Source organism: Burkholderia stagnalis (assembly GCF_039848545.1).
In the GTDB taxonomy this organism is placed as follows: domain Bacteria; phylum Pseudomonadota; class Gammaproteobacteria; order Burkholderiales; family Burkholderiaceae; genus Burkholderia; species Burkholderia stagnalis.
The window spans coordinates 2,666,837-2,693,547 of sequence record NZ_CP156685.1 but is presented as its reverse complement, the minus strand read 5'-3'; the positions used below and the strand labels follow the sequence as shown (position 1 = coordinate 2,693,547).

General features: G+C 62.5%; 15 protein-coding genes, 1 tRNA gene and 3 pseudogenes. 13 read left to right on the top strand and 6 right to left on the bottom strand.

The features are described 5' to 3' along the window. Positions 1 to 161: 161 nt before the first annotated feature. From ABFO07_RS12385 to ABFO07_RS34700, 9 genes and pseudogenes are all read left to right on the top strand, one after another. Positions 162 to 269 (top strand): UDP pyrophosphate phosphatase, encoded by a 108-nt coding sequence (locus tag ABFO07_RS12385; RefSeq protein ID WP_192817504.1) that lies wholly within the window; start codon positions 162 to 164, stop codon positions 267 to 269. 225 nt (positions 270 to 494) lie between these two features. Beyond that, a complete protein-coding gene (locus ABFO07_RS12380; protein ID WP_059566988.1) occupies positions 495 to 1,325 on the top strand; it encodes an undecaprenyl-diphosphate phosphatase in 831 nt (276 codons plus the stop codon). A gap of 135 nt (positions 1,326 to 1,460) precedes the next feature. Next, positions 1,461 to 1,537: transfer RNA gene (locus ABFO07_RS12375), tRNA-Arg, on the top strand. 510 nt (positions 1,538 to 2,047) lie between these two features. Further along, positions 2,048 to 2,359 carry a hypothetical protein gene (locus ABFO07_RS12370; RefSeq protein ID WP_155634448.1) on the top strand — a complete coding sequence of 104 codons (312 nt, stop codon included), beginning with the start codon at positions 2,048 to 2,050 and terminating at the stop codon, positions 2,357 to 2,359. Positions 2,360 to 2,665: 306 nt separating this feature from the next. After that, a pseudogene (locus tag ABFO07_RS34705) lies at positions 2,666 to 2,728 on the top strand (ESPR-type extended signal peptide-containing protein); the annotation flags it as partial. Between the two features lie 144 nt (positions 2,729 to 2,872). Further along, a pseudogene (locus ABFO07_RS12365) lies at positions 2,873 to 13,120 on the top strand (hemagglutinin repeat-containing protein); the annotation flags it as partial. A gap of 1,702 nt (positions 13,121 to 14,822) precedes the next feature. After that, entirely contained in the window at positions 14,823 to 15,170 is a 348-nt protein-coding gene (locus ABFO07_RS12360; RefSeq protein ID WP_155634447.1) for a hypothetical protein, read from the top strand. A 119-nt stretch (positions 15,171 to 15,289) separates the two neighbouring features. Continuing rightward, positions 15,290 to 17,050 (top strand): ShlB/FhaC/HecB family hemolysin secretion/activation protein, encoded by a 1,761-nt coding sequence (locus ABFO07_RS12355; RefSeq protein WP_347467372.1) that lies wholly within the window; start codon positions 15,290 to 15,292, stop codon positions 17,048 to 17,050. Between the two features lie 12 nt (positions 17,051 to 17,062). Then, positions 17,063 to 17,200: pseudogene (locus ABFO07_RS34700) on the top strand (IS3 family transposase); the annotation flags it as partial. 116 nt (positions 17,201 to 17,316) lie between these two features. On the opposite strand, the gene ABFO07_RS12350 reads toward ABFO07_RS34700, so the two are convergent. From ABFO07_RS12350 to ABFO07_RS12335, 4 genes are all read right to left on the bottom strand, one after another. Further along, positions 17,317 to 17,826, bottom strand: a complete 510-nt coding sequence (locus ABFO07_RS12350; protein WP_155634446.1) for a hypothetical protein — start codon at positions 17,824 to 17,826, stop codon at positions 17,317 to 17,319. A gap of 166 nt (positions 17,827 to 17,992) precedes the next feature. Then, positions 17,993 to 20,011 (bottom strand): acyltransferase family protein, encoded by a 2,019-nt coding sequence (locus ABFO07_RS12345; protein ID WP_347467370.1) that lies wholly within the window; start codon positions 20,009 to 20,011, stop codon positions 17,993 to 17,995. 395 nt (positions 20,012 to 20,406) lie between these two features. Continuing rightward, positions 20,407 to 20,661 carry a hypothetical protein gene (locus ABFO07_RS12340; protein ID WP_059805396.1) on the bottom strand — a complete coding sequence of 85 codons (255 nt, stop codon included), beginning with the start codon at positions 20,659 to 20,661 and terminating at the stop codon, positions 20,407 to 20,409. A gap of 70 nt (positions 20,662 to 20,731) precedes the next feature. Beyond that, positions 20,732 to 21,649 (bottom strand): LysR family transcriptional regulator, encoded by a 918-nt coding sequence (locus ABFO07_RS12335; RefSeq protein ID WP_059805400.1) that lies wholly within the window; start codon positions 21,647 to 21,649, stop codon positions 20,732 to 20,734. A 101-nt stretch (positions 21,650 to 21,750) separates the two neighbouring features. Here ABFO07_RS12335 and ABFO07_RS12330 point away from each other — a divergent pair, with 101 nt between their 5' ends. Together ABFO07_RS12330 and ABFO07_RS12325 are read left to right on the top strand one after the other, a co-directional pair. Further along, the gene (locus tag ABFO07_RS12330) at positions 21,751 to 22,797 is read left to right on the top strand and encodes an agmatine deiminase family protein (protein WP_347467367.1); all 1,047 of its coding nucleotides are present in this window, start codon (positions 21,751 to 21,753) and stop codon (positions 22,795 to 22,797) included. A gap of 169 nt (positions 22,798 to 22,966) precedes the next feature. After that, positions 22,967 to 23,170: a hypothetical protein gene (locus tag ABFO07_RS12325; RefSeq protein WP_347467364.1), complete on the top strand. Its 204-nt coding sequence runs from the start codon at positions 22,967 to 22,969 to the stop codon at positions 23,168 to 23,170. Positions 23,171 to 23,199: 29 nt separating this feature from the next. Here the strand turns inward: ABFO07_RS12325 and ABFO07_RS12320 are convergent, their stop codons facing one another. Together ABFO07_RS12320 and ABFO07_RS12315 are read right to left on the bottom strand one after the other, a co-directional pair. After that, positions 23,200 to 24,528, bottom strand: a complete 1,329-nt coding sequence (locus ABFO07_RS12320) for an ATP-binding protein (protein ID WP_059885551.1) — start codon at positions 24,526 to 24,528, stop codon at positions 23,200 to 23,202. Next, on the bottom strand, positions 24,529 to 25,254 hold the full coding sequence (locus ABFO07_RS12315; protein WP_059805416.1) for a response regulator: 726 nt from the start codon (positions 25,252 to 25,254) through the stop codon (positions 24,529 to 24,531). 241 nt (positions 25,255 to 25,495) lie between these two features. Between ABFO07_RS12315 and ABFO07_RS12310 the strand changes: the two genes are divergently transcribed. Both ABFO07_RS12310 and ABFO07_RS12305 read left to right on the top strand, forming a co-directional pair. Then, positions 25,496 to 26,242, top strand: a complete 747-nt coding sequence (locus ABFO07_RS12310; RefSeq protein WP_059805419.1) for a MipA/OmpV family protein — start codon at positions 25,496 to 25,498, stop codon at positions 26,240 to 26,242. Positions 26,243 to 26,386: 144 nt separating this feature from the next. Next, on the top strand, positions 26,387 to 26,710 hold the full coding sequence (locus ABFO07_RS12305; RefSeq protein ID WP_059567185.1) for a hypothetical protein: 324 nt from the start codon (positions 26,387 to 26,389) through the stop codon (positions 26,708 to 26,710). The last annotated feature ends 1 nt before the right edge of the window (position 26,711 follow it).

The window sequence follows — 26,711 nt, the reverse complement described above, 5'->3', positions numbered from 1 at the left end:
AATCCGGCGTAGACGGTTGGAGGAGAACAGGCTGCCGCGGTGCGGCGCGCTCCATTATCGGGGCGCCGGCACGTCCGGGAAAACCCTTCTCGGGGAAATTGCGAGTGTTGAAGCGTGTTAAGCGTCTTGATAATGCACTTAACCGGTCGTGTTACCGGGTCATGACACTTCAAGGAGCGGCCATGGATCTGGCGATGGCGATGGGTATCGCACTGTTTGGGATGTTCACCGGCAGCACGGTGCTGTTTTTCTACCAGCTCGGCCGCTGACCGGCGGCAAAATCTGCCGAATCTGCAAAGCCCGCCATTCAAATGGCGGGCTTTTTGCTTTCTTCATGCTTACAAAATGCAAGTGTTTGTGTGCATTCCCGCAATTTCCTGCCAAATGCCTTGGCGCAGTCATGGGTGCTCGGCATAATCCGGGGCGCGCTTCCGGGCCGCGCGCCGCGTCGTCCGGAATTTCTTTCCGCTGTATCTCCGTAAGAGGACCGACGCGTGAGTCTCTGGTTTCTGGCATTCCTGAGCGTCCTGCAGGGCGTGACCGAACTCTTTCCCGTCAGCAGTCTCGGCCATACGTTGCTCGTGCCGGCGCTGTTCGGCATGCATATCGACAAGCACGCGCCGCAGTTGCTGCCGTTCCTCGTCGCGCTGCACCTCGGCACCGCGCTGGCGCTGCTGTGGTATTTCCGCGCGCGCTGGATCGCGCTGATCGGCGGTTTCTTCGCGCAGCTCGGCGGCCGCAGGAACGACGAAGGGCACCTGATGTGGGCGCTCATCATCGGCACGATTCCGACAGGCATCGTCGGCCTGCTGCTCGAGAAGCGCATCGAGCGCGTGTTCCACGACCTGCGGATCGTCGCGGTCGCGCTGATCGTCAACGGCGTGCTGCTGTGGCTCGGCGATCGCATCCAGCGCAGCCGCGCGCATCAGCCGCCCGAGAAGATGACCTTCAAGCAGGCATTCCTGGTCGGGCTCGCGCAGGTGGGCGCGCTGATTCCGGGTTTTTCGCGCAGCGGCCTGACGATGATCGCCGGCAACGCGGCGGGGCTGACCGCCGAGAAAGCGGCGGAGTTCTCGTTCCTGCTCGGCACGCCGATCATCTTCGCGGCGGGCGTGCTCGAACTGCCGAAGCTGTTTCACGCGCGGGATCAACTGGCGGATGCGCTGCTCGGCGGCGTGCTGACCGCGATCGCCGCGTACCTGAGCGTGCGTTTCCTGATGCGCTATTTCGAAGGGCGCGGGCGGCTCGCGTCGTTTGGCGTGTACTGCGTGATCGCGGGGCTGTTCTGTCTCGGCTGGTTCATGTTCCATCCGCAGCCGGTGTGAACCTGTTTGCCGATGTTTGATGGCGTTCGGGTATAATTTCGGGCTCGGTTCGTACCGGGCCCGTTTTGTTTCTGCTGCATCTGCAGCTTTTGCATCAGCGCGGCCCCAAGTCGGAATCGTGTCTTCTTCCCCGGACCGCCCTTAGCTCAGTTGGATAGAGCAACGGCCTTCTAAGCCGTAGGTCACACGTTCGAATCGTGTAGGGCGGGCCAGTCAAATCAATGAGTTAGGTGTTGTTTTGAGGTGGGTATTCAGCCTCTAGCATTTCTATGTAGGTGCAATGTAGGCATCTCTGGTCTACCTCGATCCATGCCGATCGCAGCCGTTTACTCACTTCCCCGACGTCCAGTTTGTAGCCGGAGTCGATGCGACTCTCTCAGTATCGTCCCGCAGATCTAAGAAGATCAGGCATCCGCGATCGTCGAGAAGCACTACCGTCGACGGTCATTCGATCGCCTCTGAATGTGGCACGACAAGATCGAAGCGTGGATGCTGGAGCAGGCGCGTATTGAATTCCAAACGGTCAGATCCGCGTGATCGACAAGCGCCAAGGTCCTACGGACTTGGCGCTTTTTTACTTTATGGCCGTCGGTCGAATTGTCGAGAGGCAATGTTGCCCCGGTCACGGGATTGGCCGCATGTGCGTCACGATAAAATCGAGTCGTGGATGCTGGCGGCTGCGATCGGAATCTGGCGAACCTCGTCGTTGGAAACGTGAAACGGTGCCCGTCGCATCGGATGATCAACCATGTCGATATATCGTCAAGTTTCTGATTGTTAACAACCATGCCGGACGCGGCGGGCGCGAGATTCGCACGCGCCGACGATGTATCGCGATCGCAGACCGCGACGAATCCGACGTCGACGACCTGCGGATCGAGAATCATCGCATTCGCGCCACCGGCGAGCCGCAGGTAGGGGGATCAGAGATCACGGAAACTCCTGAGCGAAGTGCGCCGACGCGGAAATGCATCGACGGAGCGGCAATAGCTGGCCAGGCTCAGGAAGGTGATATGTGGTTGAAAGAAAGTTGATTATCGTTTGTGCGCCAATTCGCCCTCGCAATTCTGTCAGGGATTTTTGAGGTGATGGGTGAGGTAATATTCGCGCGGATTGTCATTACAATGGCGCCCATAGTTGCGGACGACGCAATATGTAACTTGCCACGGTCGGGGTAGCGGGGCGAGCGCCCGTGTTGGAGCTTCGGCGCGAACGAACTGTTTCAACCGGGCAACGATTGACGTTCTTTGACGCTGACTTTCTACGTTTCAGTTAGATTCCAGCGATGTTCGATGCCGTGAGAGCGGATCGAAACAAAAAATCGCGAGTAGACCAAAATCATGAACAAGAACCAATATCGGCTGGTGTACAGCCGCGTGCGCGGTATGCTGGTTGCAGTCGAAGAGACGGCCGGCAGGACGGGGAAAACAAATACGGGCGAGACTCGCCGCGTCGCCAAGCGGGGCGGCGAGCATCCGGCAGCGAAGTTCGCGTTACGGGTTACTGCATTCGGCGCGCTGGTCGCGGCCGGCATGAATCCGATTTGGGCGAATGCGCAGATCGTCGGCGGAGGGGCTCACGCGCCCGCGGTGGTGCAGACGCCCAACGGCCTGCCGCAAGTCAACATCAACACGCCGAGCGCTGCCGGCGTGTCGCTGAACACCTATAACCAGTTCGACGTTCAGAAGAACGGCGCGATCCTGAACAACGCGTCGACGATCGTCAACACGCAGCAGGCCGGCTATATCAACGGCAACCCGAACCTGAGTGCGGGGCAGGCGGCGCGCATCATCGTCAACCAGGTCAACAGCACCGCGGCTAGTCAGATCAAGGGATATGTGGAGATTGCGGGCAGCCGCGCGGAGATCGTGCTGGCCAACCCTGCCGGTATCGTCGTGGACGGTGGCGGGTTCATCAATACCTCGCGCGCGGTCTTGACAACCGGCGTGCCGCAGTTTGGCGCGGACGGGTCGTTGACGGGCTTCAATGTCAATCGCGGCCTTGTAACCGTGCAAGGTGCGGGCCTCGATACCTCGAATGTTGATCAGACCGACATCATCGCCCGTGCTGTACAGGCTAATGCCGCGATCTATGCGAAGAATCTCAATGTAATCGCTGGTACGAACCAGGTTAATCACGACACGCTTGCCGCGACGCAGATCGCCGGTGACGGTCCTGCTCCTGCTGTCGCGATTGACGTGGCTCAGTTAGGCGGCATGTATGCCAATAGGGTGTTTTTGGTTGGCAACTCCGCAGGCGTTGGTGTCGCGAACGCAGGGACGATCGCGGCGCAGGCAGGCGATTTGACGTTGCAATCGGACGGCCGGCTCGTGCTCGCGGGCAAGACCACGGCAAGCGGCAACCTCGCGATGTCGGCCTCGGGCGGCATCCAGAATAGCGGCACCACGTATGCGCAGCAATCGTTGTCGGCGAACACTGCGGCCGATCTGACGAACAGCGGGACGCTCGCGGCGCAGCAGAATGCGACGGTCAACGCCGGCAGTGTCAACTCGACTGGCACGCTCGGCGCGGGTGTGAACAACGACGGTTCCGTCGCGCACAGCGGTGACCTGAACCTGAGTGCGTCGGGCCAACTGACCGCGACCGGCCAGAATGTGGCGGGCGGTAACGCATCGCTGACCGGCGGCAGTGTGAATCTCGCCGGCAGCCAGACCGCCGCGAACGGCAATCTGTCGCTGAACGCGACGGCCGGCGACGTGAATCTGTCGAACGCGACGACGAGCGCGCAAGGCGCCATTCAGGCGAACGCATCGGGCACCGTGATCAACGATCACGGCAGCCTGTCGAGCGGCAACAGCACGACGCTGACCGGCGGCAACCTGTCGAACCAGGGCGGCAAGGTGTCGTCGCAGGGGCAGCTGTCGGTCAACGTCGCAGGCCAGATCACCAACCAGTCCGGCGAACTGGTATCCGAAAGCACGGCGGACGTGCGTGGCGGCGCCATCGCGAACAACCGGGGCACCGTTCAAAGCGCCGCTGGCATGACGGTGGCCGGTGTGTCGCTGGACAACACGGCGGGTCGGATTACGTCGCTCAACAGCGACGGCCTCTCCGTGACGACCAGCGGCCAGTTGACCAACGCAGCGGGCACGACTGCAAACGGCGCGCAGGGCGGCGTGATCGGTGGCAACGGCGACGTCACCGTGCGCGGCGGCAACGTGGCCAACCGCGGGACGATGACGTCCAATACGAATCTGCATGTCTCGGGACAATCGATCGACAATAGCAGTGGCGCTTTGCAGGCTACGCAAAATGTGGCGGTCGATGCGGGTGCGCGCCTGATCAATAGCGGCGGCTCGATTATCGCTCAGACGGCGGCACTGAGCGGCACAGCCCTCGACAATAGCGCGGGCGCTGTGAAGGCCGACAAGGTATCGTTGAACGCGACCGACCTCGTGAATCACGGCGGCACGATCACGCAGATCGGCACCGGCGCGATGGGCGTGAACGTGTCCGGCACGCTCGACAACTCCGGCGGCGGCACGCTGCAAACCAACAGTAGCGACCTGACGCTCGCTCCCGCGTCGCTGGTCAATGACGGCGGCAAGATCACGCATGCGGGCACCGGCACGCTTACGCTCGGCAACGGCACGGGATCAGTGTCGAACGTCGGCGGTACGATCGCGAGCAACGGGCGCGTGGAGGCGCAATCGGCCACGCTGAACAACACGTCCGGCTCGATCGGCGGCCAAGCTGGCCTGTCGGCCACGGTCGGTAGCGTGCTGAACAATACGAACGGCAAGCTGCTGTCCAATACGGACCTTGGCATCGCTAGCGGCACGCTCGCGAACGACGGCGGCAAGATCGGCGCGACTACGAACGCGATGATCCACACGGGTTCGATGACGAACCTGGGTGGATCGGTCAGCGCGTCCAATGTGTCGGTGACGGCTGATTCGACGCTTAACAATAGCGGCGGCAAACTCGAAGCCAACCAGCTCGCGTTGACCACACCGAATCTGACGAACCATGGCGGCACGATCACGCAATATGGCTCGTCGGCCATGGCTGTCAACGTCAGCGGCTCGCTCGATAACTCGGCAGCCGGTGTGATTCAGACGAACAGCACCGACCTTACGCTGACTCCGGCTTCGCTCGTGAACGATGGCGGCACGATTACGCATGCGGGTACCGGCACGCTGACGATTGGCAATGGTACTGGTTCGATGTCGAACGTCGGCGGCTCGATCGCGAGCAACGGGCGAGTCGTCGCGCAAAGCGGTTCGCTGAACAACACGTCGGGGGCGATCAATGGCCAAGCCGGGGTGACAGCGACGATCGCCGGCGCATTGAACAACACGCATGGCAAGCTGTTGTCCAGTACGGACCTTGCCGTTTCCAGCGGCACACTGACGAACGACGGTGGCCAAATTGGCGCAAGCGCGAACGCGATGATCCACACGGGCTCGATGTCGAACCTGAGCGGTTCGATCGTTGCGCCTAACCTGTCGGTGACGGCCGACTCGACGTTTGACAACAATGACGGTTCGCTCGAAGCGAATCAGCTCGCGTTGAGCGCGTCGAATCTCACGAACCGCGGTGGCACGATTACGCAACTCGGCTCGTCGGCCATGGCTGTCGATGTCAGCGGCACGCTCGACAATTCGAATGGCGGCACGCTACAAACCAACAGTACGGACCTGACGCTCTCTCCTGCATCACTCGTGAACGATGGCGGCACGATTACGCATGCCGGCAGCGGCACGCTGACGCTTGGAAACGCAGCGGGATCGGTATCGAACGTCGGTGGGTCGATTGCAAGCAACGGTAGCGTCGTGGAGCATTCGGCCGCGCTGAACAATACGTCGGGATTGATCAACGGCAAATCCGGGTTGACGGCGACGGTCGGCGGCGTGTTGAACAATACGAACGGCAAATTGCAGTCCCGTGCCAACCTCGGCATTTTCAGCAGCACGCTGGAGAATGACGGCGGTCAGATTGGCGCGAGCACGAATGCGTCGATCCACACGGGCTCGATGACGAACCAGAGCGGAACGGTCAGTGCGTCCAACCTGTCCGTGACGGCCGATTCGACGATCGACAACAGCAGGGGCAAGCTCGAAGCCAACCAACTTGCGTTGACCACGCCGAACTTGACGAACCACGGCGGGACGATCACGCAATATGGCTCGTCGGCCATGGCTGTCAACGTCAGCGGCTCGCTCGACAACTCCGCAGCGGGCGTGATTCAAACGAACAGTACTGACCTGACGCTGGCCGCTAGCCAATTGAACAATGCAGGCGGCACGATCACGCATGCCGGTACCGGGACGCTGACAATCGCGCCGGGTAACGGCGCGAGTGCGCTGAACAATGCAGGCGGAACCATTGTCACCAAAGGCCAGGCGGTCGTCGACGCGAGCAGTTGGAACAACTCGAACGGCATCCTTGCGGCACAGGGCGGCGTGACGGCGACGGTTGCGGGCGACGTGAACAACGCACGAGGGCTGGTGCGTGCGGGCGCGTCTCTGTCGTTGACGAACGGCGGCGCGCTGGTGAACCAGGCCGGGCACGTTCAGGCCGGTCAGGCGACGGCGGGCGACACGAGCACGCTCGCGGTTCATTCCGGATCGGTCAACAACGCCGACGGGGCCATTACCGACCTCGGTACGGGCGCGATGACCGTGCAGGGCGGCAGCCAGATCACGAACAGCCGCGCGGGCAACGTGTCGGGCATGGGCGCGATCACCGGTAACGGCGACGTTACGATCAGCGCGACATCGATTTCGAACACGCAAGGCGGGGAGTTGAGCGGCACGAGCCTCCATGTTCAAGGGGCGACCTTGGACAACAGCGGCGGGCAAATCGGCAGCGTCGCGAATTCGAGCGGCGACGTAGATGTGACGGCGAGCGCCGCAATCACGAACACGAACGGGCAAATCAGCTCCACGCGCGACCTGACGATCACGGCTCCGACACTGCAAGGCGGTGGCGCGTATAGCGCAGCGCACGATGTACGCGTGAACCTGCAAGGCGATTACACGACAACGCCGGATACGCAGTTCAACGTCGGTAACGATCTTACCTTTGCGCTGCCCGGCACGTTCACCAACAACGCGGGTTTCCAAACCATCAATGGCCTGAACATCAACGCGGCCAATATCGTCAATTCGGGCGCGTTGTCGGCCGGTGGACTGCTGCATACGCAATCGAGCAATCTTTCCAATACCGGGTCGCTGGTGGGAGGGAGCGTTTCGCTCAACGCAACCGGCACGGTGTCGAACGTCGGGTCGACGGCGTTGATTGGCGCATCGGATAGCAACGGCAAGCTTGAAATTCTCGCGCACGACATCGAAAACCGTGACGACGCGACGGCGACCGATTCGATGCCAACGACGGCGATTTTCGGGATGGGTAAGGTCGTGCTCGCGGGCGGCAAGGACGCGAGCGGCAATTATACGAACGCGTCGCTGATCAATAACGTATCCGCTCTGATTCAGTCCGGCGGTGATATGGAGCTGCACGCCGACAAGGTGACGAGCACGCGTCGTGTGATGAGCACCTCGGGAAGCACGAGTAACGTTGATCCGGCGGCCCTCGCGCAATACGGCATTAGCCTGTCAGGTTGCGCATCGTACTTCGCGGTGAATTGCGCGGGAGGGGGACAGATGATCGCCGGTCTCGGGCCCTCCAACCTCACACCGGCCATAACAGCCGCCTTGATCGCCCAGCCGGGCGGTATGTACATTGATCCGCCGCACGGCGGCCAGTGGAACAGCGGGTACTTCTACACGACCTATACTGGAACGGCTGTGGGGAACACGGTCACGGCATTGAGCCCGACTGCGCAAATCGTGTCGGGCGGCAGTCTTAACGCAACATCGACCGGTACCCTGCAAAACTACTGGAGCAGCATCACGGCCGTTGGCAACCTCAACTTGCCGCAAAACTATGACGGCAACGGTTGGGCGGCAACGGGCCAGCAGGCGCCGACCGTGACGGTGACGTACTCGGGCCAGTACCACTACAACAACTACGACAGCAGCGAATATAACTGGCAATTGCCGTTTGGCAACGCCCCGTTCGTGACGGGCCGGCCGGGCGGCTATACCCAAGTCGCGCCAGCAGACGTCAAGACCTACCGTCTGCCGGCCTACGATTCGACCTTGGGTTCGAATGGCACGATTTCCGGCACGGGCGTGAGCATCAACAATACCGCAGGCAACGCATCGCTTCCGTCGCTCGGCCTGCTGCCCGGTCAATCGGTCACGGGTTTGACGCCGGTCTCGCTCAATGGCGCAGCGGCGGGTTCGGGGGCGACGGTGACGCCTGCCACGCTCAATGGCAATGCAACGGCTTCGGCAACGACTGGTGGCGCCGTTCGAGGAACGATCGCGGGCGCGGGCGCCCAGTCGGCGGCGCCGGTGCGTGGCGGCACCTCAACACCGGTCGATCGGATCATTGCAAGCGCGACTGCGTTGAACGTGCTGAACAACCTGACGATTCCACAGGGTGGCTTGTACCGGCCGAATCCGTCGCCGAATGCGAGCTACGTGATCGAGACGAATCCGGCGTTCACGAACCAGAAGAACTTCATTTCGAGCGACTACTTTTTCGGTCAGATCGGGGTTGACCTCACCCACATTCCGAAGCGCTTGGGTGACGGCTTCTATGAACAGCAGCTTGTACGCAATCAGGTGACGGCGCTGACTGGCCGCGCGGTATTGGGTCCGTACACGGATCTTCAGACGATGTATCAGCAGCTTATGGCGGCGGGTGCATCGTTGGAGAAGTCGCTTAATCTGCCGCTGGGCGCGAGCTTGTCTCCCGAGCAGGTATCAAAGCTGACCGGTAACGTGATCATGATGGAAACGCGCGTGGTCGACGGTCAGTCGGTGCTCGTGCCGGTCGTGTATCTGGCACAGGCGAACCAGCAGAACGTCAATGGTCCGCTGATCACCGCCACCGACATCGATCTGAAGGACGCGCAGAACTTCGCGAACAGCGGCACGCTAAAGGCGGACAATTCGTTGTCGATTCAAGGCAAGCAGATCGACAACGCGTTCGGTGCGCTGCAAAGCGGCGGTCTTATGTCGCTGAAGACGGATGGCAACGTCGATCTCACATCGGCGAAGGTCAAGGCGGGTAGCTTGAACCTGAACGCAGGCGGTGATCTCATTCTCAATAGCGCGGTGAATACCGACACCCAGGTAAGCCGCGACGGTGCGACGAGCGTCAAGACGACGCTTGGGCCGATTGCTCAACTCGACGTCAAGGGCGACGCGGCGATCATCGCCGGCGGCAACCTTGAACAGCATGCGGGTGCGCTGACAGTTGGCGGGAATCTCGGCCTGCTTGTTGGCGGGAACTACGACCTCGGTACGCAGCAAGTCGGCGAACACAAGATCGTGCAGCGCGCGAATGGCGTATCGAATACCGACATCAACGGTGTGGTTGGGAGCGCTGTGAATATTGGTGGCGTGTCGATGATCGGGGTGAATGGCGATCTGACCGCAGCCGGCGCGCAAATCAACCTGGGCAACGGGGGCACGATCGCCGCCAAGGGGAATGTCACGCTTGGCGCGGCGAGCACGACCTCGACGGTCGGCAGCAACAGTTCGGGCAGCGATCACCACGGCAGCTATTCGGAAACATTGCACACGTCCGATCAGACAGTGGTTGGCACGACGGTGCATAGCGGCAATACCGTGAACGTTGCTTCGAGCAAGGACATCAACGTCATCGGAAGCACGATCTCGCTTGATCAGGGCAATGTGGGCCTGATGGCAGTCGGCAACGTGAACGTCGGCGCGGTGACCGAAACCCATGTGTCGAACATGGACGAATCGCACGACCACGGTGGCGTCGCAAGTCATGCGAGCGCGACAAACCGGGTTGATCAGACCACCACGTATGCCAATGGCAGCACGATCTCGGCCGACGGCGTAACGGTCGTAAGCGGGAAAGACATCAACGTCACCGGTAGCTCCATTGTCGGGACGCACGATGTGGCACTGTCGGCCAAGGACAATGTCAACATCACTGCAGCAACCAACACGTATCAGGACAACGAGTATCACCAAGAGAAGCATTCGGGCCTGTCCGGCTCGGGTGGTCTGGGTATCACGATCGGATCGAGCGAAAAGAGCGATCGATATAACGCAACTTCGACGACGCAAAGCCAATCACGCAGCTCCGTCGGCAGCGTCGAAGGCAACGTGAAGGTGTCGGCTGGCAAGGACGTTCATATCGGCGGCAGCGATGTGGTCGCCGGCAAGGCGGTGGGCGACGTCAAGGGCGCGACGGGTAACATCAGCATTGCTGGCGAGAACGTCACGATCGACTCGGGACAGGACCGTGCGCAATCGCACGATCAGCAAGAAGCGCGTTCGAGCGGGTTGACGGTGGCGGTCACTGGTACGCCGTTTGATACGGTGCGCAACCTGAAAGCGGATGCGTCCTCGGGCAACGGTTTCCAGCGAGGCCAATCGGTGCTGACCGAAATCGGCGCAAGTGCGGCCGATGTGCCGTCGATTTCGGTGACGTACGGTCGGAGCCGTAGCAGCAGTACGACCGACATGTCGAGTTTGACGAATGCGGGAAGCACGGTGCGTGGCGGCGGCAACGTGACCGTGAAAGCGACCGGCGGTGCGCAGAAAGATGCGAATGGGAACACCGTGGACGGCGATATTGCCGTGATTGGCTCCGCGATCAGCGCTGGCGGTACGGCGACGCTGGATGCCAACCGCGACGTGACGTTGCAGGCGTCGACCGATCAGCTTCGGCAGAGTACGTCGTCGAGCAGTTCCAGCACGAGCCTCGCGCTACTGTCGACGCCGAGCCTTGGAGACGTCGCTCGCTGGATCGGCGGCACGGCCAACAGTGGCGGGAACAGTCCGTCACCGTACAACGCGAGCCGGAGCAATTCGGACGGCAGCCAGACGATGACCCAGCAAACGGCGTCGTCGGTCACTGGCAATAGCGTTGTCATCAAGAGCAAGACGGGCGACATTAACGTCGTCGGGTCGGGCATCAGCGGAACGCAGGGCGTCGATCTCGTCGCTACGCAGGGCGCGATCAATGTACTGGCGGGGCTCGAAACCAACGTGACGCACCAGGAATCGAGTAGCCACCAGGTTGGCAGCCTCGGTAGCAACGGCACGGCGACCGGTTTTTCGGTCGGTGTGGCGAATAGCCATAGCGTGCAGGACACGTCGTCGCAAACGCAGAGCACGATGCGCAGCCAGATTGTGAGCGGCAACGGCAACGTGACGCTCGATGCGAAGCAGGACATTACGGTGGCAGGTTCCGACCTGAGTGCGGGTAAGGATTTGACGCTGATCGGCAAGAACCTGAATCTCGATCCGGGAACGGACGCAACGCAGAGCCGGATGAGTCAGGATTCGAGCCAGTTCGGCGTGAGTGTTGCGCTTGGCGGCGCTGTTGGCAATGCAATTGCGCAGGCGAATCAGGCGTTTGGCCAACCGGCGCGCGGCGGCGACTCGCGGTTGGCGGCGCTCGACAAGGCACAGGCCGGACTTGCCGCATACAACGCATATCAAGTTGGTAGTGCATTGAGTAACGGGCAGCCAACGAATCAGGCACTGGTCAAGGCGACGGTCAGCATTGGCGGCGGTACCAGCCACAGCGAAGCGCAATCGAGCTCGGTCGCCAACGACGGGAGCACGCTGCATGCTGGCGGTAAGGCAACGCTGATTGCAACGGGGAGCGGAGCCAAGGATGCGAATGGCTTTGCGACCGACGGTGACATCAATGCCAGCGGGACGCAGATTAGCGCGCAGAACGTTGAGCTGAGCGCGGCGCGCGATATCAACCTGACAAGCGCGAAGGATACTAGCCAGCAGTCGAGCAGCAACAGTAGCAGCAGCGGGAGTATCGGTGTCGGAGCCGCTCTCGGCGGACAGCAGAATGGTTTCACGCTTGAGCTTGGCGCGAGCACGGCACACGGCCATGCGAACGGTAACAGTGTGACGAATCGGGATACGCAGATTAACGCGAGCGATACGCTGTCGATTACGAGCGGACGCGATACGAACTTGCGTGGAGCCGAGGTGTCGGGCAATGCGGTCAACGCGAGTGTCGGGCGCGACCTGAACGTCCAGAGCCAGCAAGACACCAGCACCTACGACAGCAAGCAATCGAGCGCCGGATTCCAGGCAAGTATTTGCGTGCCGCCGTTCTGCTATGGCCAGACGGTCAGCGGCAGCGCGAGCGCGAGCGAGCAGAACATCAACGCGAACTATCAATCGGTGAACCAGCAAAGCGGCATCTATGCGGGTACCGGCGGGTATAACGTGAACGTTGGGAACCATACGCAGCTCGACGGTGGCGTGATCGCCAGCACGGCGACGCCGGATAAGAACAGCTTGTCGACGCAGACGCTTGGCTATTCGAATCTGGAGAACCACGCGTCTTACTCGGGCGATACGATGGGCGTCAGCGCGAGCGGTGGATTCGGGAACAGCACGCCGGGCGGCGTGAATCTCAATACGCCTGTCAAGCAGGGCGCTAACAACACAACGGGAGCGCTGAATTCGCAGGGCCTGGGGCCAAGCGGATTCTCGGCAGCTGGCACGAGCAGCGACGCGTCGGGGACGACCTATGCGGCTGTCAGTCCTGGGAAGATCACGGTACGCGGTGACACGGGTACCGGACACGACAGCACTGCTGGGCTGAGCCGCGACACGGCGAATGCGAACGGTGCGGTACAGAACACGTTCAATGCGCAGAACGTGCAGAACGACATGGCGGTCCAGCAATCGGTCGGCCAAGTTGGGATGCAGGTGGTGGGGGATGTCGCGAACGCGCTGCAGAACAAGGCAATTGCAGACGAAACCAAGGCCCGACTGGCATACGCCAATGCTAGTGCCGCCGGAGATACAGCCGGGATGGCACAGGCGCAGGCCGATTTCACGGCGGCGCAACAGCAGGAAGCTTTGTGGGGTAACGATGGCGCAGCCCGGATCGCATCACACGCCGGTATAGCCGCAATCGGTGCGGCGATGGGCGGTGGAAATGTGGCCGGGGCGGTCGCTGGCACGGTAGCCGGTGACATGGCAGGCAACGCCGTTGGGAACGCGCTCGGCGATACACTGGGCGGCACGTTGTTGGCGAATGCGGCATCGGGGCTGGCTGGTGCGGCGGCGGGCGGTTTGCTGGGCGGCTCGGCTGGTGCGATGAGCGGCGCAAATGGTGCGTTGAGCGCGGATCTGTTCAATCGCCAACTGCACCCGCAAGAACGCACCATGATTTCCACTGTGGCGAAGGGGATCGCGACGGCGAACGGCAAGACACCGGCTGATCAAGCGACGCTGGCGGACTACTGGACCAACATGCTGACGTTGGCGGCAGGCGCGAAGGTAGACGCGCAGGCACAGACACAGCTCACGCAATATGAAATCCAGTTAGTGCAGGCTGCTCAAGCGTCTGGCAACTCGCAGGCGCTCGACACATTTAGGCAGAATCTGCAGATCGCTCAAAAGGCGATCAACCAGATGTCCGGTTATACGATTTCGGGGAGCACAGGCCCGATCGTGGCAGACGGCAGTACAGTGAAGACGTTCCAGTCGACCAGCGCTCAATTCAACGACTCGACGCTCTTCGGTACGCCGGGGGGAACGACCCATGCGCTGGCGCCGGGACAAACGCCTCAAACGGCTGGGATCGGATCACAGTATTACGTCGATCCGAACGGTCCAACGAATCAGCAGGTGGCAGGATTTGCGCATGACCTCATCCATCAAGCGGCAACACCGAGTGGTGCGGTGACCCCGGTATATCCTCTCGAGAACATAGCACTCGGGTGGGCTGGCGGAAAGATCGTCTCGGGTGTGCTTGACGCCGTGTTGGGCAAGGAGGCGACTGCAGGCCTTCAGGCCCTTCCAGGTGTACGCCAGACGGCGGGGAACGGTGAAGGGTTATTTACCGGTGTCCAACTCGGGACATACACGCCCAAATCGTCTGCGCTCGGGCAGGCTTATGATTTTTCTTGTGCCGCCGCCAGTTGCAGAATGGCAGCAAATCTGAGCGATATACCAGAATCGTACATTCGACAAGCGATCCAAACAGATACAACCGGCACATCTCTCTCGAACATACCAGGGGGGTTGCAGCAACTCGGCTTCACAGGCACAGCGACGTATACGAAGGATGCGACGGTGGCGTCGATTGCCTCGGCCACCGAAGGAGGCGCTTCGGCTATAGTGAACGTGACTACTGAGTCTGGCGGCATTCATGCAATCGTCGTCGATTCTGTCAAGAATGGCGTGGCTTACATTCGCGATCCGTGGCCGCTTGGTGTTGGCTCCGCATATTCTGTTCCAGTGAATGCTCTTCAGGGTGCATTAACTGGGAGAGCCGTGATTATCCATCCATGAGATTAATGTATTTGGTGGGGCTATGAATAAAATCTGTGATCTTTACTTGCCCGTGGAGTCGAGGTCGGTCGACATCAGATTTCTTAAACTTTTCGATGCTGGATTCTCGTATGATGCCGAGCATGCGTATAGCGGTTTCATGAACGTAAACGTCTCTAGAGTAAAGCTGGTTTCGGTTGTGTCTGAGCTGCGAAAAAAAGGGATTTTGTCTTTTAGTGTTCCCGTGGAATACAGGGATGGCGAGGTTGTTGATGTTCGCGGAGCTATGGAGATTGCAGAGGGGTACGCTAAATCGATCGGTTGCTTAATCGGCGGAGCATCGCCTCGATCAGGATATGCTCCATTATTTTGGGTATTCGATATTGCCAGCGAATTAGGTGGTGCAGATAAGGTGGGCGGTGTTGTGATGGTGGATAGGCTGGATTGTCATGTTTGGACGATGGCTGAGTACGAGGAGTATATGTACGACTATAACAACGTGTTCTGACGCCATCGGAAGTTTTCACCCCGATAGGGGAAAAGATGCTGAGGTGAAATTCGGTATATGTGCTTTGGTGATGAGCCACAGAATAGAAAACCGCGATAATTACTGTAAAAATAATTTAAATGAAAATGAGAAAGCGGCTGGCGGTCTTGCCGATCGCAGCGTCGGTATCGCTCGGGGTGCAGGCGCAGCAGGTCCCCACGCCTGCTGACCAAGCGGCGGCGGCGAGGGCGAACGCGGAGCAGGATCGACAAGCGCAGCAACAACGCGACGCGCAGCAACGTGACGCGGCCGTGCGCGCGTCTTCGATGCGCTCGGACGTGCCGAAGATCGAAGCCTTTCCGGCGCTTCCCACGGAAACGCCGTGCTTTCGTCTCGATCGCTTCACGCTCGACGTGCCCGCGTCGTTGCCCGACGCAGTGAAAGCACAAGGTGCGTCGGCGTTGCCGATGGATCGCTTCGCGTTTGCGCGCGACTGGCTGAACCACTACGCCGGGCAATGCGTCGGCAAGCAAGGCATTGACGTGCTGGTCAAGGGGCTGTCTCAGGCAATTCTGGCGCGCGGCTACGTCACCACGCGCGTGCTCGTCCCCGAACAAGACCTGTCGACCGGTACGCTGAAACTGTCGCTGATTCCCGGCACGATCCGGCGCATCCGTTTCTCAGATGAAAAGCTGCGCGGCACATGGAAAACTGCATTCCCGACCGGCGATGGTGAAGTATTGAATCTGCGCGACCTGGAGCAAGGTCTGGAGCAGATGAAACGCGTCTCGAGCCAGGACGTCACGATGCAGATCGTTCCGGGCGAACTGCCCGGTGAAAGCGACGTGGTTCTGGACGTGAAGCGCGGCAAGCCGTGGACGGTCGTCGCATCGATCGACAACTCGGGCACGCGTGCTACCGGCAAGCTGCAAGGCAACCTGTCGGTCGGCATCGATAACCCGCTCGGCCTGAACGACACCTTCAACGTCGGCGTGAGCCAAGACCTTGAATTCGGCGACAAGCGGCTCGGCTCGCACGGCTGGAACGGCTTCTATTCGATTCCGTGGGGTTACTGGACGGCCACGCTATCGACGTACACGAACACCTACTACCAGCAGATCGCGGGCGTGAATCAGACGTTCGTCGCGAGCGGCAACTCGAAGACGGTCGACTTCAAGCTGGCCCGGGTGCTGGCGCGCAGCAAGAGCGACGTGCTCGGCGCGTACTTCCGGCTATCCCGCCGTTTTGGTAAGAGCTTTATTGAGGATACCGAGATTTCGCAGCAGCGCCGCAATAACACGATGATCGAGCTCGGCCTGACCGATCGTCACTACTTCGGCGGCGCACAGTTCGACGGCTCACTTGCATATCGTCAAGGTGTCGGTGGATTGGGCGCTCAGGACGATATGTTGGCGGCGGGAGGCGGGCCGACCTATCGCTTCAAGATGGCGGTGCTCGACGCGAACCTGTCGGTGCCCTTCGCGATCGGCAAGCAGCCATTCCGCTATGTCGGCACATTCCACGGTCAGTACACCGGAAACACGCTTTACTACATTGACGACTTGACGATTGGCAGTCGCTATACGGTGCGCGGGTTCGATGGCGAGACGATGCTCGCCGCAGCACGCGGATTCTACTGGCGCAACGAATTGCAGGCGCCGATCGGGCAGACGGGGCAGGCAGTTTATGCCGGACTCGACTATGGTCGCGTATGGGGCCCGCAGCCTGTCGCCCTCGTCGGGACGCAACTGGCCGGCGCCGTGGTCGGCATAAAGGGCAGCGTGGGCACGCGATTCGGAGCCTATGCGTACGATCTCTTCGCGGGTACACCTGTCTACAAGCCGTCCGGTTTTCCAACCGCGCGCGTGACGCTCGGTTTTCAGGTGACTGCTCAGTTCTGAAGACAATGAGCCAAGGCGCATCAACGCTGGTGTTCTGACGGCTTCGAGTTTCGTTGCGACAACGGCGAACCGCTGCGCCTAACGTTTGCGTTGGACTGCTGCGACCGCGAAGCGATGAGCTGGGCGGCGACGCTGAGAGTGTGGAGCGGTACGGGCCGCTGTTCGATATGGTATGGAACGCTGCCGGGCGCACGGCGCGGCCTCCGCTGGAGCGGTGAGCGCGCTCGACGCGACGTTCGTCGGTTCGCTTAGAGGTCAACGAAGCGTCAATCCGCTGCTCCCGATTCGGCGGCCGACACGGCGCGAAGAGCTTCATCGTTGAGTGCGTTCACGATGCTCAGCCATTGGGTCTTGCGATGACCAAAGTCAGGCATGAACACGAAGTCAGTGACATGACTGACCTCGCATAAGATTTTGAGTTCGTCCAGCAGGGATCTAAGGCCGGATAGAATCGCGATGCGATGCTTGTTGTGCTCTATCTGTTCCGCTAACGAAATGCGCTGATGCAGATCGGTTATATCGACAGTAGGGATCGCAGCTTCATTATTCCGCCAACGGCTTTCGGCTGACGCAAGTCCGTTATGTGCCAAACGTACGACATCGAATGCGTGAGATCTAACGCGCTCCGCACGCTGAGTCGCGAGCTGCTTGCGATCACTCGCAATTCGAGCTTCGGTCACACGACGTTCCCGTAGCGGAACCCAATATGCAATCCCGACAGCGGTCAACGATCCAAAAACTTGGGCGAACAAGACCGCGAGAAATTTCTGATTCACACGCCGACATAGAGGAATGCAGGGGCGTCGGTGCGTTCAAGCCGGTCGACCCTCCCGTCGTCGCGCTTCGAGTGCCGATTGCGCCATCGGCAGTGCTTTTGCGGGCTGCTGCACGGCGAGAACGCGCGCGTCGATCTTGTATCGTCGCGCGCGACTCGTCATCCCCTTACAGTCCGAGTTGCTCCAGCTCACGCGGATGCTTCCGTCGATATTCCGGGTAGTACTTCAAGCTCCCGGCCAGGCTCAGGTGGTGGTAATCGCTATACCGATAGATCGGCAGCCCATCGAATTCAAGGCGACACTTCCCGTCAGTGCAAGGCGCGTCGTAGGTGTGGATGATCCTCAGGTCTGGGAAGCGTGCCTGAAGGCGCGCCTGCATCGCAGCGATCGGGGCATGCTGGTCAACGGCGATCTTGCTGTCGAATTCGCAAATGCGTCGCGGGTACGGAAACAGCAGTCCGTTGTAGAACGCGCAATTCACCATGCTCTCCGGAATCATCGGGACGTCGTCGAGCATCACGACACGCTTTCCCGCCGCCTGCAACTTCTCGATGGTATGGCCAAGTTTCCGTTCGAGCTGCCCGGGCATGAACCCGTGCAGCGTCGGCTTGACGTCCGGCCCGACGCCGCCGTTCAGGTAGTTCTGCCACGCGGCGGACATGATCACCGTCCGGACGTCTTGCCGCGCCAGTGCATACGTCATCACCGCCTTGTCGTGCTCGACACATTGGCGATGCGTGTCTTCGAAGGCCGCATCAGTGGCATGGGCCGACATTGCCTCGATCGGCGGGCATAGCGTGAATGCGACGTCGTGGATCGCCATGCCACGGTCCTTGCCAAGTACATCGAAAAAATGAATCAGATGATAGGCGTGCGAGTCTCCCCACAGAATCGCCTTGTTCGTCGCAGATGTCGCGCCGACCGTACATGTCGCTTCGTCCGAGATGCCCACCTGGGACCAGCACATCCTCGCACGAGGCATGTCGAAGAGCGCCGTGCCCGACCAGTGCACGTTGCTGCGGATCGCCGCCGGATAGGCGAACAGGAAGCCGTCCGTCAGCTTGCCGACACCGGCGAGCACACCTGCACCGAGCAGCGGAACCGCGACGAATCCGAGCAGTGAACGGCGCGCTGTCCAGTGTGCATGTTGCACCCGCCGTTCGAGCTGGTGCGTTGCCGCTGCCAGTGCAATTGCACCGAAGATCGCGACCACATAGGCGGCGGGATCGGTCAGGCTCAAGCGTCGCAGCGCGAAAAAGATCGGCCAGTGCCAGAGATAGATCGGATAGGAAATCCGGCCGAGGGCCACGCATACCGGATTGGCGAGGATCGGGCCGGTGAATCTTGCACGCCGGCCTGCGAAGATGATCAGCAGCGCGGCTGTACATGGCAGGAGCGCGCCGATCCCCGGGAATTGCGCTTCGCGGCTGGCACCCAAAACGCCTGCCGCAATGATCGCGAGGCCGGCGACCAGCAGCGTGTCGAATAACGCATGTGGCTTCGCCTGCCGCTTGCCTTCGACAATGGCCAGCAGCACACCGGCAAGGAATTCGAAAGCGCGATACTGGGCAAAATAATAGGCGCCGGGCGAGTCCATGTGACGGATCGAGATGGCCAGCGCCAGTGACCCCAGAGTGACAGCTGTTAGAACGCCGATCAGTGTCGCCCGGCTGCGCCGGCGCAATAGGACGAGCACGACGGGCAGCACGAGATAGAACTGCTCCTCGACCGACAGCGACCACGTGTGCAACAGCGGATGATCGGCGGCCCGCCCGTCGAAGTACCCGGTCTGCTTCGACAGGTAGATGTTTGACGTCATGGTGGCCACCGCGAGGATGTTCTTCGCGAGCTTGAAGGTGTCTTCTGGAAAGACGAACAGGATGCTGAAGCAGAACGTGGCAATCAACATCAGATACAGCGCGGGGGCGAGACGGCTGGCGCGGCGCGCATAGAACGCCTTGAACGAAAATTGACCGCGCGACAGGTCGCCCAGGATCGAATTGGTGACGACAAACCCCGAGATCACGAAAAAGACGTCGACGCCGATGAAACCGCCGGAGAATCCCGTGAAGCCGGCATGCGCGAGCACGACGATCATGACCGCAATCGTGCGAAGCCCGTCGATGTCCGGTCGATACTGCTGGTGTACGTGTGCGGCCCTGATTGTTCTCGTGTCTTGAAGCATTACTTGTTCTTGTCAAATCGCGCAGGCCCGAAGAATACGAACCGTCGGGTGCTATTTCGATGGTGAGCGGTTCAGCTGTACAGCTTGTTGGTCGGCCGGGGCTTCGTTTCCGTGGGCTTCGGCAAGGCGTAGGGGGATTGTGTCGGCAGACGGCTCGTCAGATCCCTCCACGTTGCCCGGGCGCATATCCACGATGAATCAAAAAAGCAGGCCATCAATGTTCAGATGAGTGATGACGCAATTCGTAGCGGCTTGATTCAGCAGGATCGCTTGCCGAAGCCGACGACACGATTTGAACCTGCATCGCCGGCACGTCGGTTCAGATGACCCGACAGGCATGCAGCCTCTCAGGACGAACCCTGAGCAAAGGAACGAAGCATCGCGCCCAACTCCACTCACCCCTCCAGCCCGAACCCCTGCTGATCATCCGCCGGCGGCAAGTCGAGCACGAGCTTGACGGCGCTCGTGTTCGTCTTGAGCGAAAACACCCGGCCGATCACGAGAAACGTCTGCTGGAGGTTTTCGAGTTCGACGAAGTCACCCGGTTGCGGCAGAAGCGCGCCCTGGTCGTAGGAAAAGTTGGTGCTGGTTTGATCGCCGACTGCTTCTGCCGCGTGGTCGGTGAATTCGATCGTGATGTGCGTGGTCATGCGAATCCTGTTGTCGAGGAGAGGAAAGAAACCGGATGGCGGGGATTTTCTCACGGCCGGCCGGAATACCTCACGCCGACCGATCAGTCGCGCCGGCCTGACGATCGTCGCCATCCCCCTGCCGGCACAGCCAGTCGAACACGTCGGCAACCGTCTGCGACCGAGGCGCCTGCGCCACCCGCGATATCCACCACGACGTTCCGGGCAGCCGCGGATATCCGGACAGGATCGTCAGCAAGCCCCGTTCGATGCTGTCGTCCGCCAGCCGCCGCGGCAGGCATGCGATGCCGCGCCCGCGCAGCGCCGCATCGAGCGCGAGGCGCTGATCGTCGTAGATCGTCTTGTCCTGGAACGCGGCGAGCTGGCCGCGAAGCACGGCCGCCGTATCCTCGCGGACGATGTCTTCCTCGAGGCACACGAGCCCCGCATGCAGGTGATGCTGCTCGATCGGCAGCGCGTCGAGCCGCGCCGCGAGCGCAGGCGTGCACACGGTGACCCGCTCGTCCTGCAGGAACGGTATTTCGAGCAGCCCCGTCTGCATGAGCGGGCGCTGCCCGATCGTGATGTCGACGTCGATCTCGTCGACGTAGCGCGCGGTCTCGTCGGTCGACAGCAGCGGGCACAGCTCGGGGATGTCCTGCCGCATCCGCTCGAGGCGAGGCTGCAGCCAGCCGTGCAGCAACGGCGCGGGGCAGACCAGCACGACGAGGCCGGGCGTCAGGTAGGTGCCGATGCGCCCGAGCCCGCTGCGCAGCGTCTCCAGCGAGCGCTGCACGCTGCGCTGCAGCACCTCGCCGCCCACCGTCAGCTCGACGCCTCGGCCGACGCGGCGAAACAGCGGCTGCCCGAGCTGTTCCTCGAGTTGCTGGATCTGGTGGCTGATGGCCGACTGCGACAGGTGCAGCTCGTCGGCCGCGCGCGAGAAATTGCCGAGCCGGGCGGCCGCCTCGAAGCCGATCAGCAGCTTCAGCGATGGTATGCGTGGCATGGAGGTATGAAAAAAGTCGATCGATCGGTGCAGGAAAGATCAATTTTCATCAGATTTCAACGGCAGCACAATCGGTCATCGATCAACGAGGAGAACATCCGATGAGCCGTTTCGACGCCCGCCAGGCCGGCTACCGCATGCCGGCGGAATGGGAACCGATGGCCGCGACCTGGCTGGGCTGGCCGGTGCTGCAGGATCGCGAGGCATTGTGGGGCGAGCATTACCCGCAGGTCTGCCGGGAATTCGCACTGGTCGCGCAGACCATCGCGCGTTATCAGCGCTGCATCGTGGTGGCGCACGCGGCCTGCGCCGATGCGGCGCGGGAACGCGTCGGCCGCGGCGTCGAGGTGCTGCCCGTTGCCGCCGAAGACAACTGGGTGCGCGATTGCGGGCCGATCTTCCTGCAGGGCGAGCGCGGCGAGCTCGCGGCCGCCGTGTTCCGCTTCAACAGCTGGGGCGAGAAGTACCACCCGTACGACGGTTGCCAGCAGCTCGGGCAGGACATCGCACGCGCCGCGGGCGCGCGCATCTTCAACTCGCACATGGTGCTGGAAGGCGGCGCGTTCTACGTGGACGGGCAGGGCACGCTCGTGACCACCGAAAGCTGCCTGCTGCATCCGAACCGCAACCCGCAGATGAATCGGGCGGAGATCGAGGCCGAACTGCGGCGCATGCTCGGCGTGGCGAAGATCGTCTGGCTGCCGGGCAATCCGGACGAAGTGGAGACGAACGGCCACGTCGACGGCATCGCGTCGTTCATCGCGCCGGGCAAGATGCTGTGCCAGGCGGCGAGCCCCGAGCAGGGCGACTATTTCCGCGTGATGCAGGAGAACCGCCGCGCGCTGGAACGCGCGACGGACGCGGCCGGCCGCCGTTTCGAGCTGCTCGACCTGCCGTCGCCGATCGTCGCCGACCGCTACGGCTCGGAGCGCTATTGCGACTGCTACGCGAACGACATCCTGGTGAACGGCGCGGTGATCTCGACGGCATTCGGCATCGAGCAGGACGCCGCGGCCCGCGCGGTGTTCGAGCGCGCGTTCCCGGATCGCCGCGTCGAGCTGCTGCCGATCACAGCGCTGTCGATGGGCGGCGGCAGCATTCATTGCTCGACGCAGCAGCAGCCCGCCGTGATGCCCGCGCGCGCCTGAGCGGCGACGCGTCCAACAGGAGGAACGAAACCATGTCGTCGAGGACGATCACCGTCGCCGCCGTGCAGATGGCGTCGGGCAGCTGGACGATCGAAGACAACGTGGCGACGGCCGAGCGGCTCGTGCGCGACGCGGCGCGCCAGGGCGCGAACGGGGTCGTGTGCCCGGAGTGGCGCGGATTTCCAACGCGAAGCGATACGCGAACGCAAACCGGGATGCGTCGGCGTACCTCGATGCAAAGCTGCGCGGCAATCCGGCCATCTATCCGGGCGAGGCGGCGTGCAAGACACTGTTTACGCCGATGGCCGAGCCGCCCGCGCTCACGCGCCTGCAAGGCCGCTGGTGGACGAAGTTCAAGGCCGCGTTGCGTTGATGCGGGCACGCGGTGCCCGCCGGAAAATCTCAGATGGATGGCACCGGCAGGCCGGCGAACGCGTCGGGCTCTTCCCGCGCCGGCAACGTCATCACGAACCGCGCGCCGCCGAGCGGCGAATCCTCGAGCCGCACGTCGCCGCCGTGCACGAGCGCGACGCGGCGCACGATCGCCAGCCCGAGGCCGAACCCGCCCGTCTGCCGGTCGCGGCTCGAATCGAGCCGCTGGAACGGCTCGAATACGCGTGCGCGATCGGCGGCCGGAATGCCGGGCCCGTCGTCGTCGACGGTCAGCACGAGCGTGCCGTCGGCGCCGGCCGTCGCGGCGAGCGACACCGTGCTCGCCGCATAGCGCGTGCCGTTGCGGATCAGGTTCAGCAGCGCACGCGCGACGAGCTTCGGATCGCACACGTGGCTCGCGGGTGCGCCGCGCGTCGACACGCCGAGCGCGAGCCCGCGGTCGGCGACGTCGTTCGTCACGTTGCCGGCCACGCTGTCGATCAGCTCGTCGACGGCGACCCGCATCGGCACGAGCTCGCTGCGCCCCTGTTCGAGGCGGCCGATCGTCAGCAGTTCGGTGACGAGATCGTCGAGTTCGCGCACGTCGCTGCGCAGCGCGTCGCGGCCCTCGCGCATGCGGTCGGTGTCGTCGGGCGTTTCCAGCAGCGCGAGGCCGAATTCGAGCCGCGCGAGTGGCGTCTTCAGCTCGTGCGAGATGCCGTGCATCATCTCGCGCTGCTGCTGGATCGACGCCTCGATGCACTGCGCCATGTCGTTGAACTGCTGCGACAGCTCGTAGACGCTCGATTTGTTCGACAGTTGCGCGCGCGTCGACAGCCGGCCCGCGCCGAACGCACGCGCGGCGGCCTGCAGCTTGCGCAGGTCGCGCCAGTGGAAATGCACCCAGGTCACGACCGCGAACAGCGTCGCGAGCGCGAGCAGCAGGTACGCGTAGATGCGGATGTCGAGATCGGGCGGTTCGGGCGGTCGCGCGTGCAGCACGGAGCCGTCTGCGAGCGGCATGTAGTAATCCTTGCCGTTGTAGCTGATCGCGATCAGGCCGCGCTCGAGATCGCGCAGCGGCACTCCGGTGAGCTGCGCGCGGGCTTCGGCCATCGAGACGAAGTTGAACCCTTCATTGCCGTGCAGCGCCAGTTCGCGCAGCGCGAGCTGCCGCTTCGCGCCCGGGTGGCGTTCGAGATAGTCGTTGAGCACGAATGCATAGGTGGTCAGCGAATTGCGCGAGGCTTCCGCGCCGCGCTCGTAGAAGATCCGGTCGAACGACAGCTGGATGAACAGGATCGACGCCACCACGCACGCGATCACGATGAGATACAGCCTGATCAGCGAACGCAGCATTTACTCGTCCCACGCGGAAGGGCTGAACAGGTAGCCGCGGCCCCAGATCGTCTTGATCTTGTGCGGCTCCGACGACGCGTCCTCGAAGCGGCGGCGCAGCTTCGAGATGCCGGAATCGACCGAGCGGTCGAGCCCGTCGAACTCGATGCCGCGCAGCTGCTTCAGGATGTCGTCGCGGCTCAGCACGACGCCGGCCGCGCGCGCGAGGATCACCAGCAGGTTGAATTCGGCGGTCTTGAGGTCGACCGGCTCGCCGCGCCACGTCACCGTGCGGTTCGGCGGCGAAATCGTCAATTCGCCGAACACGAGCGCCTCCGGCGCGGCGGCCGTCTCGCCCTGCGGCGCGGGCTGCGCGCGGCGCAGCAGCGCGCGGGCGCGCGCGACGAGCACGCGCGGCTCGATCGGCTTCGTCACGTAGTCGTCGGCGCCGGTCTCGAGGCCCGCGACCTGGTCGTACACGTCGGCGCGCGCAGTCAGGATCAGCACCGGCACGTTCGAGAATGCGCGAATGCGCCGGCAGACTTCCATGCCGTCGAGATTCGGCAGCATCAGGTCGAGCAGCACGAGCGCAGGCTGGTGCTCGCGCACCGCGGCAACGGCGAGATCGCCGCGCCGCACGACGGTCACCGTGAATTCGTAGCCGTCGAGGTATTCGCGGACCAGCTGCGCCAGCCGGTCGTCGTCCTCGATCAGCAGGACGCGGTATTTGAGCGGATCGTCGTTCATGGTTTCCTCGGAATGCGCGCCGCCGCGCGACCAGGCGGCGGCGCGGCGGCGGGCAGGGGATTTTATCCGGCGTTCCGGCAACCCGCGCGCGATCGCCACAATCGCCAACAATCAAACACAATTGAGCACAGATTCCCCTCAGATTCCGGACAGTTTCGGCGCGCGGCGGCCCCTAGACTTCGGACTCCCTGACTTTCATCTGACTATTGTGCGCCCAACCCTTCGCCGCTACCGCTACTGCGTGCCGCTCGCCGGCCTCGCCTTCGCCGCTGCCGCCCACGCGGAAAACGAATACTCGATCGGCCTCGGCGCCGGCATCGCGCCGCGCTACGCGGGCAGCAGCCAGTACCGGGGCGTCGTCGGGCCGTCGTTCTCGGCGACCTTCGACAATGGCTTCTTCATCAGCGAGTCGGACGGCGCCGGCTACCGGCTCGACCTGCCGCACGGCACGTTCGTGTCGGCGGCGGTGGACTACGACCCGGGCCGCGCGGACGAGAACCGCTTCGACCTGCCGGGTTCGAGCCATCTGAAGGGCATGGGCCGGGTGCCCGGCTCGGTGCTCGTCGGCGTGCGTGCCGGCATGACGATCTATGGCGGCGCGGTGTTGAGCGTCACGATCGACACGCCCGTCACGCATACGTCGCGCGGGGTGTCCGGGCACGTTGATCTCGCGGTGCCGGTGTACAAGTCGGCGAAGGACCAGATCGTGCTGACGGGCACCGTGCACGGCGGCGCCGGCCGCTACATGCAGACGTTCTACGGCGTGACGGACGTGCAGTCCGCGCGCAGCGGGTTCCGTCAGTACTCGACCGGCGGCGGGATCGACAGCGCGTCGATGTCGGTCGCCTGGACCCGGGCGATCTCGCAGCACTGGTCGATCCTCGCGACGGCGGGCGTGTCGCGGCTGCTCGGCCGCTACGGCGACAGCCCGATCGTGCAGTCACGCACCAACTACTTCGGGGGCGCGGGCGTGAGCTACAAGTTCTGAACGGGCGGGGCGGGCGGCGGCGCCGGCTTGGGCGCATTCCGGGGTTGCGGTAGGATGCGGATCGCCACGCCGGCGCGCGCGAAAGCGCGCGACGAACCGGCAGCTTCGCCGCATGCCGCGGCCAGCCCCATCACGGAGACGCCTTTGAAGAACACGATTTCCTTCGTCATCGCACTCGTTGCGGGCGCATCGATCTACGGTTGCGCGAACCCGGACCGGAAAACGGAGGGCGGCGCGATGCCGAATCCCGCGCACACCGGCACGACCCCTACCTGCAAGGCCGACGCGGCGCCGGACGACGCGCTGGTCGGCCAGACCGAAGCGGACGCGATCGCACAGCTGGGCGGCTGCCCGTGGCGCGTCGGCGAACGCGACGGCCAGTCGTTGCCCGGCACGATGGATTACCGCGAAGACCGCCGCAACCTGGGCATTCGCAACGGCAAGGTGATCTGGGTGCGCCGCGGCTGAC

Excerpts from the sequence above, each read along its gene's own strand:
- ABFO07_RS12315 (WP_059805416.1), bottom strand. The coding sequence starts at position 25,254 with ATGAACGACGATCCGCTCAAATACCGCGTCCTGCTGATCGAGGACGAC.
- ABFO07_RS12330 (WP_347467367.1), top strand. The coding sequence starts at position 21,751 with ATGAGCCGTTTCGACGCCCGCCAGGCCGGCTACCGCATGCCGGCGGAA.
- ABFO07_RS12340 (WP_059805396.1), bottom strand. The coding sequence starts at position 20,661 with ATGACCACGCACATCACGATCGAATTCACCGACCACGCGGCAGAAGCA.
- ABFO07_RS12335 (WP_059805400.1), bottom strand. The coding sequence starts at position 21,649 with ATGCCACGCATACCATCGCTGAAGCTGCTGATCGGCTTCGAGGCGGCC.
- ABFO07_RS12360 (WP_155634447.1), top strand. The coding sequence starts at position 14,823 with ATGAACGTAAACGTCTCTAGAGTAAAGCTGGTTTCGGTTGTGTCTGAG.
- ABFO07_RS12320 (WP_059885551.1), bottom strand. The coding sequence starts at position 24,528 with ATGCTGCGTTCGCTGATCAGGCTGTATCTCATCGTGATCGCGTGCGTG.
- ABFO07_RS12355 (WP_347467372.1), top strand. The coding sequence starts at position 15,290 with ATGAAAATGAGAAAGCGGCTGGCGGTCTTGCCGATCGCAGCGTCGGTA.
- ABFO07_RS12345 (WP_347467370.1), bottom strand. The coding sequence starts at position 20,011 with ATGCTTCAAGACACGAGAACAATCAGGGCCGCACACGTACACCAGCAG.
- ABFO07_RS12385 (WP_192817504.1), top strand. The coding sequence starts at position 162 with ATGACACTTCAAGGAGCGGCCATGGATCTGGCGATGGCGATGGGTATC.